The following is a 12,101-nucleotide window of genomic DNA, read 5'->3' as shown; positions in this document are numbered from 1 at the left end:
ACGGCCCTCCGCGTCGGCAGCGCGGAGGGCCGTTCGGGTTCCCGTCGTCAGTCCTTGTCATCGGGGCACCGGCGGGGCGGCGCGGCGATCGCCGCACGGGTCCGCCCGCCCGAGGCTGAGCCCACCGCCACCAGGTGCCGCTCGGGTCGCGACGCCGGGCCCGGCTGGCGGCCCAGCCCGCTCAGCGAGGTGACGCCGAGACGCCCGGCCAGCACCGGCACCTGGTCCGGCTCGACCACGAAGACCACCTCACGCGGCCGCAGCGGGCGCAGCAGCACCACCACGGCGAGGACGACCAGCAGCGTCCCGCCGGCCAGCAGCGCCCACGCCAGCCCGGGGAACCACCCGGCCCGCAACTCGGCACGCATCCGCAGGTCGAGCCCGTCCGCGCCGTCCACGCGCATGACGACCAGGCTCAGCGACCGGCCGGACAGCTCCGCCGGGCTCCACTCCAGGGAGCCGACGCCCTCGCGTACCCAGAAGGGTGCCGTCATCGGCGCGGCGGTGCCGACGCCCGCGGTGGCCGGGTCGAGATCGACAGGCAGCGGGCCCCGGGTGACCGCGACGCGGCGCACGGTGCTGTGCGGGACGTCGGCCAGCCACCGTCGCACCTGGTCGGTCGGGGCGAGGCCGAGGAAGACCTCGCCGTCGTCGTCCCGCGCGCTCAGGTGCAGCCGGGCCTGCCCGGTGCGCGCCACCGGCAGGTCGGCGCGCAGCAACGCGTCCACGTCGGCCACCACCACCGCGCGGGCCGGCGTGCGGACCGGCTCGAACCGGGCGCCGAACCCGCCGTCCGGGTCGGCGTGCCGGGCGGCCATCCAGAGACCTCCACCCGCCAGCAGCACCGGAATCCCCAACGCCAGCAGCACCACGCCGGCGATCGTGCGTACGAAACGCATTCGCGTCGTCCCTCTCGGTAGCCAACTACCCGGCCGACCTTACCGACGTGCGTCGGCCGATCGCCGGATATCGGCGGCACCCGTCCGGGACGGCGACCGGCCCGGCGGATCGTTCCGCCGGGCCGGTGAACCGCTCGCGTTCAGGACTTCGCGGCGGGCTCCCGCCGGGTACGCGCGAACGCCAGGCCGCCGAGGGCCAGGCCGCCCAGCCCGGCGATCAGGCCGGCCACCCCGAGGGCGGTGGCGGCACCGGAGCCGTCGTCGTCATCGTCGTCGTCCGCCGCGGCGGCGGCTGGCGCGCTCGCGCCCGGCGACGCGGGCGCCGCGGCGGCGAGCTTGAGCACCGGCGCCGGGTTCTCCGGCTCCTCCGCGCCCGGCGTCGGCTCCTCGATCCACCGGGAGACGTTGCCGTCGGAGTACGTCTGGAGCACCTTGAACACCATCGTGTCGGCCTGCGGCAACGGGCCCATCGACACCGGGAACTCCTGGAACTCGCCCGGCTTCACGCCGGCGTTCGGCGCGGCGGTGAAGGTCAGCTTGGAGACCGCCTCGGTGAGCTGGCTGCCGTGCACCTCGATCGGCGGGTCGACCTTGCGCTTCTCCACCGCGACCGTCCAGCCCGCCACCGGCATGGTGGAGACCGAGCCGACCGGGGCGTTCTCCGGCAGGTTCACCTCGACCTTGACCGTCGACGCCGTGTCGCTCTCGTTCGGCACCCGGAACGCGAACCGGCCGTAGCCGCCCTGCGTACCCTCGGCCGGGTTGATCGTGACGTGCGCCGAGGCCGGGCCGGCCACGCCGAGCACGGCCGTGGCGACGGCGGTGAGGGTCAGCGCGGCGATCGTCGCGGGGCGCCGGAGACGGATCATCAGATGGGACCTTCCGTTACTTGATCGGCACGGTGGCGGTCACCGTGGCCTGGTCGATGTCGGTCGTACGGACGGTGATGCGCACCTGCCAGTCACCCCGGGCCGGCAGGTTGACCTCACCGGTGGCGTGGTTGTCGCTCAACGGCAGCAGCGGGACGGTGATCGGCTCGATCCCGGCCGACGGCAGCGCGGCGGTGACCTTCCACTCCTGCACCGGCTGCGGGCGGCTGTCCTTGGTGTAGGCGTACAGGTGCATCGAGTTGTTGCCGGTCTCGGCCGGGTCCACCTGGACCTCCAGCGAGTAGATCGGGCTGCTCAGCGTGGCCGAGAAGTAGCCCTGCTCGGCACCCGCGACGTTCGCGGCGGCGGTGCGCGCCGGGGTGGTCTGCACGAGCGTCGCCGACACGCCCAGCACCACCGCCGTGATCACCAGCTCGGCCACCACGGCCCGCCGCATCGAGCCCGGCCGGCCGGCGGCGACCCGCCGCCGTACCAGCGCCCGGGAGTACGCGGCCACGCCGATCACCAGCACGAACAGCGCGATCTTGGCGAGCAGGAGCCGGCCGTACGTGGTGTCGAACAGCGCCTGCAGACCGGCCACCTCGATCAGGCCCTGCACGGTGCCGGCCAGCAGCAGCGCGGCCAGCGCGAGCGCGGCCCAGCGGGACCAGATCGGCAGGATCGCGTCCAGCTCCCGCTCGTCGGCCTGACGCAGCAGGAACACCGCGAGCATGACCAGGCCGCCCAGCCACACCGCCATGCCGCCCAGGTGCACCGCGTCCACCACCACCGACACCGCGGGCGCGGGCGAGGCAGCCGCGTGCCCGGCCAGCGGCCAGGTGAACAGCGCCGCGCCGCCGAGGACCGCCAGGATGATCCCGTCGGTACGGCCGATCGGACCGGCGAACAGCGGCCGGAGCAGGAACGCCGCCGCGGCGAGCAGACCCAGCCGGACCAGGTGGGTGGTGCCGTAGGCGCTGCCGAGCACGTCACTCAGGCCGGAACCGGTCACGTCGAACAGGCCGCCGCCGTTGACGTACGGCACCTGGAGCCACACCTCGGCCACCGTGGCCGCCGCCAGCAGACCCAGCCCGGTCCAGGCCAGCCGCGCCGGTCCCCGGCGGGACAGCCGGCGCGGCCAGAGCGCGGCGAGCACCAGCGCCGGGCCGACGAGCAGCAGCAACCCGACGTAGCCGGCGTACTTCGCCACCTTCACCGCGTTCTCGGTGACCGGGTTCGCCCGGTTGTCCGAACCGCTGTCGGTGGGCGGCTCGGACGGCGCGCCGACGGAGTAGGTGAAGGCGCCGGAGACCGGGTGGCTGTCGGCCGAGATGACCCGGTAGCTCACCAGGTAGGTGCCGCGCCCGCCGGACGGGTCCACCGGGATGGTGACCTCGGCGCCCTGGAAGGTCGGCTCGCCCCGGTCGGCCCGCGAGCCGTCGGGGGCGATCACCCGGACCTTGCCGGGCACCTTGCGGACGCCCTCACTGAACGTGATCACCACCTGCGCGGGCGCCTCGGGCACCACGGCGGAGGCGGCCGGGCTGCTGCTCACCAGCACCGCGTGGGCGGCAGCAGGGGAGGCCGGCACGAGCAGCAGGGCGACCAGCAGGAGCAGCAGCCCGGCGACGGCCCCGGAGCGGGCGGCGACGACCCGGGACGGGCGGCGTACGGCAGCAGTCATGACCGCCATGGTTCCCGAACCGGGGCGGGTCCGGCGAGCCGGTCTCGGGCGGGCGTGACCGAGCGCCCACCCGGTGCGGCGGCGCGCGCCACGCCGGGCCTGCTCGGAGGTCATGGGAGGGTAGTCGGACGGCGCACGGAAAAAGTTCCCGGCGTGTGCGGGACCACGGAATGGGTCGAAGGACCCTGTCCCCTCCAGGTACGCCGCGTAACCTCGGGTGACGTGATCCCCGGCCCGCGCGACACCGCCGCCGACCGCCCCGAGTCGGCGTCCGACGCTGCCCGGGACGCGGCCACCGGCTGGGCGCTGGCCGCCCGCGACGGCGACCGCGACGCGCAGGCCGCCTTCGTCCGGGCCACCCAGGCCGAGGTGTGGCGCTTCGCCGCCGCGCTCGTCGACCCGGACACCGCGGACGACCTCACCCAGGAGACGTACCTGCGGGCGTTCCGGGCGCTGTCCGGCTTCGAGGGGCGCTCCAGCGTGCGGACCTGGCTGCTCGGCATCGCGCGGCGGGCCTGCGCCGACCACCTGCGCACGGTCGTGCGCCGCCGCCGGCTCGACGCGCGGCTCGCCGCCCAGGCCGCCACCGACCGCCCGTACCCGGACCCCGCCGGGCAGCTCGGCGCCACCGACCTGGTCCGCCGGCTGCCCGCCGAGCGGCGCTCCGCGTTCGTGCTCACCCAGTTGCTCGGCCTGTCGTACGCCGAGGCCGCCGACGTGGAGGGGGTGCCGGTGGGCACCATCCGCTCCCGGGTCGCCCGCGCCCGCGACGAACTGGTCGACGCCGTCGGCGACACGCTGGCCGGATAGCGGGAACCTTTCGTGGCGCTCGGACGACGAATGACTGTGACCCCCTCCCCCTCACCTCGGGCCGGCCGCTGGCAGGCCCTGCGGCCCTGGCTGGGCGTCGCGGCCCGCCTCGGACTCGCAGCCGTGTGGCTGATCGCCGGCGGCACCAAGGTCGGCGACCTGGCCGCCTCCGGCCGGGCCGTGAACGCGTACCAGGTGATGCCGTACGACGTGGCCACGGTGATCGGTGCGGCGCTGCCGTTCGTCGAGCTGGCCCTGGGCGTCCTGCTGCTCGCCGGGCTCGCCACCCGGATCAGCGCCGGCGTCTCCGCGGCGCTGCTCGTGGTCTTCATCGCCGGCATCGCCTCGGCCTGGGCCCGTGGCCTGGCCATCGACTGCGGGTGTTTCGGCAGCGGCGGGCAGCTCGCCGCCGGCCAGACACCCAGCTACCTCCCGGAGATCCTCCGGGACCTCGGGTTCCTGGTACTCGCCGGGTTCCTGCTGATCTGGCCCCGCACCCCGTTCTCCGTGGACGGGTGGCTGGCGGGCGACGACACCGTGGAGGACACCGATGAGTAGTCGCAAGGGGCGCAAGGACGCGGCCCGCGTCGTACGCGAGCAGATCGCCCGGGAGAAGCGGCGCAAGCGGACGCTCTGGACCTCGATCGCCGCGGTGCTGGTGCTCGTCATCGCCGGCGGCATCGGCTGGGCGGTCTACTCCAGCCAGAAGTCCGACGAGTTCACCGCCCCGCCCGGGGCCAACGACGCCGGCACCGGCATCGTGCTCGGCACCGGGCCGGTCACCATCGACCTGTACGAGGACTACCTCTGCCCGGCCTGCAAGCAGTTCCAGCAGATCAACGGCGAGACGCTCAACCAGCTCGTCAGCGAGGGCAAGGCGAAGCTGGTGTTCCACCCGGTGGCGTTCCTGAACCGCTTCTCCACCACCGAATACTCGACCCGCTCCTCGGCCGCCTCCGGCTGCGCCGCGCAGGGCGGCAAGTTCCGCGAGTTCACCGACCAGCTGTTCGCCAAGCAGCCGCCGGAGGGCGGCGCCGGGCTCAGCAACGACGAACTCGTCGACATCGGCGCGGGCGTCGGACTGAACCGGGACGAGTTCGCCACCTGCGTCTCCGACGGCACGTACCGGTCGTGGACCGAGCACGTCACCGACGAGGCGAGCAAGTCCGGCGTGACCGGCACCCCGACCATCAAGGTCAACGGCAGTGAGCTCCAGGACCGCAGCCCCGAGGGGATCAAGTCGGCGGTGGAGGCGGCCGGCAAGTGATCGCACCCCTGCGCCGGGCCGCGCTGGTGCTCGCCGTCGCGGCCACCGCACTGCTCACGCTCGCCGCGCCGGCCGCCGCGCACGGCGCGGACGCGCCCGACGGCACCGACTACCACGCCACGATCAGCGGCGTCGACCCCGACCGCCCCGGCCTCACCGCGCGCATGGTGGAGGCCGGCGCGCGGCTGGAGCTGACGAACGACACCGGCGCCGAGGTCACCGTGCTCGGCTACTCCGGTGAGCCGTACCTGCGCATCGGCCCGGGCGGCGTGTACGAGAACCTTCACTCCCCCGCCACGTACCTGAACCGGACGCTGGCCGGGGAGACCCGGCTGCCGGCCGAGGCGAACCCGGCCGCCGCGCCCGACTGGCGGCGAATCGACGACGGCCCCACCGCCCGCTGGCACGACCAGCGCACGCTGTGGCGGGAGGAGGCCCCGCCGGCCGCCGTCGCCGCCGACCCGGACCGGGAACACCGGGTACGCGACTGGACGGTGCCGCTGCGCGCCGGTGACACCACCGGAGCCGTACGCGGCACGCTGGACTGGGTGCCGCCGCCCGACCCGTACCCCTGGTGGGTGGCCGCCACGCTGGGCTTCCTGCTGATCGGCGCGGCCGGGCTGGCGCCTGGTGGCACCGCCGCCGGGGTGCGGGCGCTGCGCGCGGTCGGCGCCCTGCTCGCTCTGGGCGGCGCCGCCACGGTGGCGCTCACCGTCGCCCGCGCGCTGGACACCGGCGCGCCCGGCGTCGGCGGAACGCTCGCCGAGCTGGTCACCGGTCAGGTGTGGACGCTGCTGACCGGCCTCGGCGCGCTCGCCGCGGGCGGGTACGCGCTGGCCCGCCGCCCGGCCGCCGACTTCGTGCTGGCGCTCGCGGGTGCGTGTCTCACGCTGTTCGCCGGGGCGACGAACCTGGCCGCGCTGTCCCGCGCGGTGCCACCCGCCGCCGGCCCGGCCACGCTGGTCCGGGTGCTGGTCGTGCTCGGCCTGGCGACAGGAGCGGGCGCGGTCGCGGCGGGCCTGCTGCGCCTGCGCACCGCCGCAAGAGCAGCCCGCCCCACCCCCTCGGCAACCCCGGTCCGCTGAGTCCCGTCCCCGCGATCTTGCAGTTGCCGCCCGCGACGCGCGGCTTATGCCCCGATTCGCGGGGGCCGAAAGTGCAAGATCGCGTGGGCGGGCAGGCGGGGTCAGGTGGGGCGGGGGGCGAAGCCGTAAGGGAGCTCCAAGCGGTGGGCGGTCAGCAGCGCCTCGTCGGACAGGAGGTCCGCGGTGGGGGCGTCGGCGACGATGCGGCCGCCGTCCAGGATCACCGAGCGGGGGCACAGCTCGGCCGCGTACGGCAGGTCGTGCGTGACCATGAGCAGCGTCACCGGCAGGCCGCGCAGGATCTCCGCCAGCTCCCGCCGGGCGGCCGGGTCGAGGTTCGACGACGGCTCGTCCAGCACCAGGATCTCCGGGCGCATCGCCAGCACCGTCGCCACCGCCACCCGGCGCCGCTGCCCGAACGACAGGTGGTGCGGCGCCCGGTCCCGGTGCTCGCTCATGCCGACCGCCGCCAGCGCCTCGTCGACCCGGGCGGCCAGCTCGGCGCCGCGCAGACCCAGGTTGGCCGGGCCGAACGCCACGTCCTCGGCGACTGTGGGCAGGAACAACTGGTCGTCCGGGTCCTGGAAGACGATGCCCACGCGGCGGCGTACCTCGGCCAGCGTCTCCCGGTCGCGGCTGACGGTCAGGCCGCCGACGCTCACCGTGCCCTCGGTCGGAGTGAGGATGCCGTTGAGGTGCAGCACGAGCGTGGTCTTGCCGGCACCGTTGGGCCCGAGCAGCGCCACCCGATCGCCGCGCGGCACGGTCAGGTCCACGCCGTGCAGGGCGACGTGACCGTCCGGGTACGCGTACCGGACGCCGTTGACGTCGAGGGAGGGCGGCTGCTGCACGTACCCGATCATTGCAGGACGAGCGCGACGGCGGCGATGGTGGCCGCGATCGCCGGCACTGTCGCGGCGGCCGCCCACTGGCCGGCGGTGGCCGCGCCGGCCCCCTGCCACACCGCCGGCATCCGGCCGGTGTAGCCGCGCGAGAGCATCGCCAGGTAGACCCGCTCGCCGCGCTCGAAGGCGCGCAGGAACAGCGCGCCGACGCCGGCCGCGAAGCCGCGCAACTGCCACAGGAACCGCGGGTCGTCGCCGCGCGACACCCGCGCCACCCGCATCCGGCGGGCCTCGCCGACGAGGACCTCCAGGTAGCGCAGCATGAACGTGGCGATCTGGGTGAGGATCTGCGGACACCGCAGCCGGTCCAGGCCGAGCAGCAGGTCACGCGTCGTCGTGGTCGCCGCCAGCAGAAGCGACGCGAGTACGCCGAGCGTGCCCTTGGCGAGGATGTTGAACGCGCCGTGCAGCCCGTCGACGGACAGGGCGAGCCCTGCCACCTCGACCCGCTCCCCCGCCCCGAGGAACGGCAGCGCGAACGCGAACAACACGAACGGCAGCTCGATCAGCGCCCGGCTGAGCAGCCAGCGCGGGCCGACCCGGGCCAGCGCGGCCACCACGGCGACCAGGAGCGCGTAGCCGCCGAAGGCCCAGTACGCCTCCCGGGGCGTCGCCACCACCGCGATGGTGAACAGCACCATCGCGGTGATCTTCACCTCGGGCGGGAGGCGGTGCACCGGCGAGCCGGACTCGCGGTAGAGGACGTGCACGTGCCCGGCGCCCATGGTCAGCGGGTGCCGGTGGACGGGGTCGCGGCGTCGTCCGCCGGGTCGGCGCTCGCGGTGATCGTGTCAGGTGCCGCCGGCGTGGCGGGACCGCGGCGGCGGGCCAGCCAGAACAGGCCGCCGCCGAGCGCGAAGGTGAGCAGCACGCCGAGTACGCCGGACAGGCCGGTGGAGAGGAAGTCGTTGCCGATGCCGCGTACGCCGTAGTCGGCCAGCGGGCTGTCCGCCAGCTCGTGGTCCTTGGCCTGCTGGGCCGGGCAGGTGCCGCCGGTGATCTCGTCGTCGGCGTTGACGGTGCAGCCCTTGAGCAGCGACGAGTCGAGCCCGTCCGGGTGCGAGGAGGCGTAGTTGCTGACCACGCCGGCCAGCAGCAGGGCCACCAGCAGGCCGCCGAGCACGAACGGCCAGTGACGCTTGCTCATCGGGCACCTCCGGCGACCGGGACGGCGGGAGCCGGCGTGGCCGGCTTGAGGGCGCGCAGCGCGTACACCAGGTCGGGCCGGACCTTCGCGACGGTGACCACAGTGGTCGCGGTGATCAGGCCCTCGCCGATGCCGATCAGCAGGTGGGCGAAGGCCATGGTGCCGGCCAGGCCGGTGAGGTTGCCGCCGAGGTCGGTGGTGCCGCCCAGCCAGTACTGCAGGACGAAGCCCTGGGACGCGACCACCACGCTGACCAGCGCGGACACGAACGCGGTGACCGCCAGCCCGGCCGGGGTACGCGGCAGCACGCGCAGCAGGAGCGCGATCAGCAGGTACGCGGCGGCGGTGCCGAGCAGCGCCATGTTGGTGATGTTGAGGCCGAGCATCGCCACCCCGCCGTCACCGAAGACCAGCGCCTGCACGATCAGCACCACGGCGACGCAGAGCGCGCCGACCCACGGGCCGACGAGCAGCGCGGCCAGCGCGCCGCCGAGCAGGTGCCCGCTGACCCCGGCGGTGAAGATCGGGAAGTTGAGCATCTGCACGGCGAAGATGAACGCCGCCACCAGCCCGGCCATCGGGGCCAGCCGGTCGTCGAGGTCGGCGCGACCCCGCAGCACGCAGAACGCGAGCGCGGCGAGGGCGAGAGCCGCGAAGATCGCGGCGACCGGACCGTTGATGATCCCGTTGGAGATGTGCATCGCCAGGGTGTCCACGCGCTCAGCGTATTTCCAGGAAGGCACTGTTGCCAATATCTTGCAACTACACATGGTGCCCGTCACCGGGCCCGCGCGTCGCCGCCCGCCCACCGCACCGGCCCGGCGGTATCGTCACCGCCATGACCGACCGCCTCAAGCCCGGCGACCCCGCCCCCGACTTCAGCCTCCCCACCGACGACGGCGGCACGCTGTCCCTGTCCGGCCTGCGCGGCCGCAAGGTCATCCTGTACGCCTACCCGGCCGCCATGACGCCCGGCTGCACGAAGCAGGCGTGTGACTTCCGGGACTCGCTCGCCTCCCTCCAGGCCGCCGGCTACGAGGTGGTGGGCATCTCGCCGGACAAGCCCGCGAAGCTCGCCAAGTTCCGCGACCGGGACGCCATCACGTTCCCGCTGGTCTCCGACGAGGACAAGGCGGTGCTGACCGCGTACGGCGCGTTCGGCGAGAAGCAGATGTACGGCCGCACCGTCACCGGCGTGATCCGCTCGACGTTCGTCGTGGACGAGGACGGCAGGATCGAGCAGGCGTTCTACAACGTGCGGGCCACCGGTCACGTCGCCAAGCTGCGCCGGGACCTCGGCCTCGACTGAGGTCACCGAGCGGCGCACACCGGTCGCGGCCCGGAGTACACACGGCTCCGGCGCGACACTCTAAACTCAGCGGGTCGGCGGGAGTGGCGGAACGGCAGACGCGCAGGCCTTAGGAGCCTGTGTCCGAGAGGACGTGGGGGTTCGAAACCCCCCTCCCGCACCATCAACGGTGTCACCCGCATCACGAACGCGGGTCCGGGCCGCGTCGCCACGCGCAGGATGGCGTCGTGGACCTGCGCTTCGTACTCGACCCCGACCTGACCCCCGAACTGCGCGAGCAGATCATCGCGCTCTGGGTGGACGTGACGAACGCCGGCGGCGCCGTCGGCTTCGTCGCCCCGGTGACGGCCGACGACGTACGCCCGCTCGCCACCTCCACGCTCGACGAGGTGGCGGACGGGCCGGACCGGCTACTCGCCGGCTACGAGGGCGAGAAGCTGGTCGCGGTGCTGGTCATCGCCGACAACCGGTTCCACCTCAAGACGCACTGGCGGGTGCTCAAGCGCGTCATGGTGCACCCGGACACGCAGGGACGCGGCCACGGCGCGGCGCTGATGCGCGAGGCCGAGCGGATCGCCCGAGGGCTCGGCCTGGCGGCGCTGCACGTGACGGTCCGCGACGGGCTCGGCCTGGACCGCTTCTACAAGCGCCTCGGCTACCGCGAGATCGGCCGCCTCCCCGCCGCGCTGCGCCTGTCCCCCACCGACGCCCGCGACGAGATCCTCATGTGGCTGGACCTCCCCACCTCCCCCTGACCCCGCCCTCGCCGCCCCTCCCACCCTGTCGATCTTGCACTTTCCGCCCCCGCAAAAGCCGCATCCAGGGCATGTCGACGACCGCAAGTGCAAGATCGACACTGCGGGCCGGTCCCGAGGCGCTCACGCCCCCGCCCGCTCGCCCGCTCCCGGTGATCTTGCGGTTGCGGCCCGGGCGAAAGGTGCGTATGCGGCAACCGAGGGGCCGTGAGTGCAAGATCGGCGAGCTGGACGGGCTGGCCCGGGATCAGAGCAGAGTCAGGAGCAGGAGGCCTGAGTGGGAGGGGCGGCGGCTGCCTGCACCAGGGGTTCCGTGAGGGCTGGGGTGAGGGCGGGCGACGGCGTGAAGGGGGTCGGAGGGCTCGGGGCCTGGGTCCGGGGTGTGGGGGTCGGCTTCTTCGAGGTGGGTCTGGGGGTGGCGGGATCGGCGCCGTACATGCGGGTCTTGCTGTGCTGCACCTGGCCGGGGAGCATCCGGATGCCGGTGGCCGTCACGCGGTGGCCGTACACGTCGGTGACCCGGATCTCGTACGGGCCGGGACCGGCCCCGGACGCGATCAGCCAGTAGTTGTAGTCCTGCCGCTGGGCGGCGCGCCACGAACCGTTCTGCCGTACCTCGACCGAGCGCAGCGGGTTGCCGTGGTCACCGACCAGGACGGCGAACCACCACTGCGACGAGCCCTCCTTGATGCGGAAGGTGAGCGGGCCGGGCAGCCTCGGGTTCACCACCGCGCGGTAGCTGACCTTCACCACCCCCTGCACCGGGTCGGCGATCCGGGCGAACGCCTCGGCGGACAGGTCGAGGTGACCGGGTGCGCACTCCGGGCACTGGTCCATCACGAGCACCCGGACGGTGCCGCGTGGGCCGGTGACGTCGAGGAAGCCGCCGCAGGAGGCGCCGGAGGCGTACTCGCTCGGGCCGAGCGCGACGTACATCCGGTCGGCGGGCGCGGCGGGCCGGGAGCAGTTGCCGCCGGCGCCCTCGGAGTCGTAGAAGGTGGCCTTGCCGCTGTGCGTCGCGCCGCCGACGGGCGGGGCGGCAGCCACCGGCAGGGCAGCGCCGGGCGGAAGAGCAGCAGGCGGCAGAACGGCGGGCGGAAGAGCGGCCACGGCAGCGCGCCCAGCCGGGGCGGCGCAGGCGGGGGCGGCGCCGCCGCGTACCGCGAGGGTCACCGCGACCGCGGCGGCGACGGTGACCAGCCCGGCGGCGGCCAGGCGGCGGCGTGAGGCGGTGCGGCGCCGGCCGTTCCGAGTGGCGGGTCCGGGCGCGTCGCCGGTGGTCGGCGCGTGGGGTGCGGTGCCGTCGGTCACGCCGGTCGATGCTGCCGGACCGGCGTGCCGTGGGACAAGCGAGCTAAGCGAAAACTAAAC

General features: G+C 74.4%; 14 protein-coding genes and 1 tRNA gene. 7 read left to right on the top strand and 8 right to left on the bottom strand.

Annotation, left to right across the window (positions count from 1 at the left end; genetic code table 11):
* Positions 1–47: 47 nt before the first annotated feature.
* From CLT75_RS30795 to CLT75_RS30785, 3 genes are all read right to left on the bottom strand, one after another.
* Complete coding sequence (locus tag CLT75_RS30795) at positions 48–899, bottom strand: hypothetical protein (protein WP_135243597.1); 852 nt, start codon at positions 897–899, stop codon at positions 48–50.
* A gap of 140 nt (positions 900–1,039) precedes the next feature.
* Positions 1,040–1,768 (bottom strand): YcnI family protein, encoded by a 729-nt coding sequence (locus CLT75_RS30790; protein ID WP_135243596.1) that lies wholly within the window; start codon positions 1,766–1,768, stop codon positions 1,040–1,042.
* Positions 1,769–1,784: 16 nt separating this feature from the next.
* Positions 1,785–3,452, bottom strand: coding sequence for a copper resistance protein CopC/CopD (locus CLT75_RS30785; RefSeq protein WP_135243595.1), 1,668 nt, complete (start codon positions 3,450–3,452; stop codon positions 1,785–1,787).
* A gap of 222 nt (positions 3,453–3,674) precedes the next feature.
* On the opposite strand from CLT75_RS30785, the gene CLT75_RS30780 reads away from it, so the two are divergent.
* The 4 genes from CLT75_RS30780 to CLT75_RS30765 are packed head-to-tail and all read left to right on the top strand — an operon-like array spanning position 3,675 to position 6,614.
* Positions 3,675–4,262, top strand: coding sequence for a sigma-70 family RNA polymerase sigma factor (locus CLT75_RS30780; RefSeq protein WP_135243594.1), 588 nt, complete (start codon positions 3,675–3,677; stop codon positions 4,260–4,262).
* Between the two features lie 30 nt (positions 4,263–4,292).
* Entirely contained in the window at positions 4,293–4,820 is a 528-nt protein-coding gene (locus CLT75_RS30775) for a MauE/DoxX family redox-associated membrane protein (RefSeq protein WP_135243593.1), read from the top strand.
* A complete protein-coding gene (locus CLT75_RS30770) occupies positions 4,813–5,529 on the top strand; it encodes a thioredoxin domain-containing protein (RefSeq protein ID WP_135243592.1) in 717 nt (238 codons plus the stop codon). Before CLT75_RS30775 ends, CLT75_RS30770 begins: the two co-directional genes overlap by 8 nt.
* Positions 5,526–6,614 carry a hypothetical protein gene (locus CLT75_RS30765; protein WP_135243591.1) on the top strand — a complete coding sequence of 363 codons (1,089 nt, stop codon included), beginning with the start codon at positions 5,526–5,528 and terminating at the stop codon, positions 6,612–6,614. Before CLT75_RS30770 ends, CLT75_RS30765 begins: the two co-directional genes overlap by 4 nt.
* Positions 6,615–6,715: 101 nt before the next feature.
* Here CLT75_RS30765 and CLT75_RS30760 read toward each other — a convergent pair whose 3' ends face one another.
* The 4 genes from CLT75_RS30760 to CLT75_RS30745 are packed head-to-tail and all read right to left on the bottom strand — an operon-like array spanning position 6,716 to position 9,382.
* On the bottom strand, positions 6,716–7,477 hold the full coding sequence (locus tag CLT75_RS30760) for an ABC transporter ATP-binding protein (protein WP_135243590.1): 762 nt from the start codon (positions 7,475–7,477) through the stop codon (positions 6,716–6,718).
* Positions 7,474–8,244, bottom strand: a complete 771-nt coding sequence (cbiQ, locus tag CLT75_RS30755) for a cobalt ECF transporter T component CbiQ (protein WP_135243589.1) — start codon at positions 8,242–8,244, stop codon at positions 7,474–7,476. Before cbiQ ends, CLT75_RS30760 begins: the two co-directional genes overlap by 4 nt.
* A 2-nt stretch (positions 8,245–8,246) precedes the next feature.
* On the bottom strand, positions 8,247–8,666 hold the full coding sequence (locus CLT75_RS30750) for a PDGLE domain-containing protein (RefSeq protein ID WP_135243588.1): 420 nt from the start codon (positions 8,664–8,666) through the stop codon (positions 8,247–8,249).
* Entirely contained in the window at positions 8,663–9,382 is a 720-nt protein-coding gene (locus CLT75_RS30745; protein WP_030270233.1) for an energy-coupling factor ABC transporter permease, read from the bottom strand. Before CLT75_RS30745 ends, CLT75_RS30750 begins: the two co-directional genes overlap by 4 nt.
* Before the next feature lie 122 nt (positions 9,383–9,504).
* Here CLT75_RS30745 and bcp point away from each other — a divergent pair, with 122 nt between their 5' ends.
* The 3 genes from bcp to CLT75_RS30730 all read left to right on the top strand — a co-directional run bounded on the left by bcp (position 9,505) and on the right by CLT75_RS30730 (position 10,730).
* Complete coding sequence (bcp, locus tag CLT75_RS30740; protein WP_135243587.1) at positions 9,505–9,975, top strand: thioredoxin-dependent thiol peroxidase; 471 nt, start codon at positions 9,505–9,507, stop codon at positions 9,973–9,975.
* Positions 9,976–10,052: 77 nt separating this feature from the next.
* Positions 10,053–10,138 (top strand) — tRNA-Leu (locus CLT75_RS30735).
* 64 nt (positions 10,139–10,202) lie between these two features.
* Positions 10,203–10,730, top strand: coding sequence for a GNAT family N-acetyltransferase (locus tag CLT75_RS30730; protein ID WP_135243586.1), 528 nt, complete (start codon positions 10,203–10,205; stop codon positions 10,728–10,730).
* 258 nt (positions 10,731–10,988) lie between these two features.
* On the opposite strand, the gene CLT75_RS30725 is transcribed toward CLT75_RS30730, so the two are convergent.
* Positions 10,989–12,041 carry an expansin EXLX1 family cellulose-binding protein gene (locus CLT75_RS30725; RefSeq protein ID WP_135243585.1) on the bottom strand — a complete coding sequence of 351 codons (1,053 nt, stop codon included), beginning with the start codon at positions 12,039–12,041 and terminating at the stop codon, positions 10,989–10,991.
* Positions 12,042–12,101: the final 60 nt, after the last annotated feature.

It is taken from the genome of Micromonospora sp. CNZ285, from assembly GCF_004637285.1.
The sequence above is the reverse complement of the archived record's forward strand: the minus strand, read 5'-3'. Positions and strand labels throughout refer to the sequence as shown.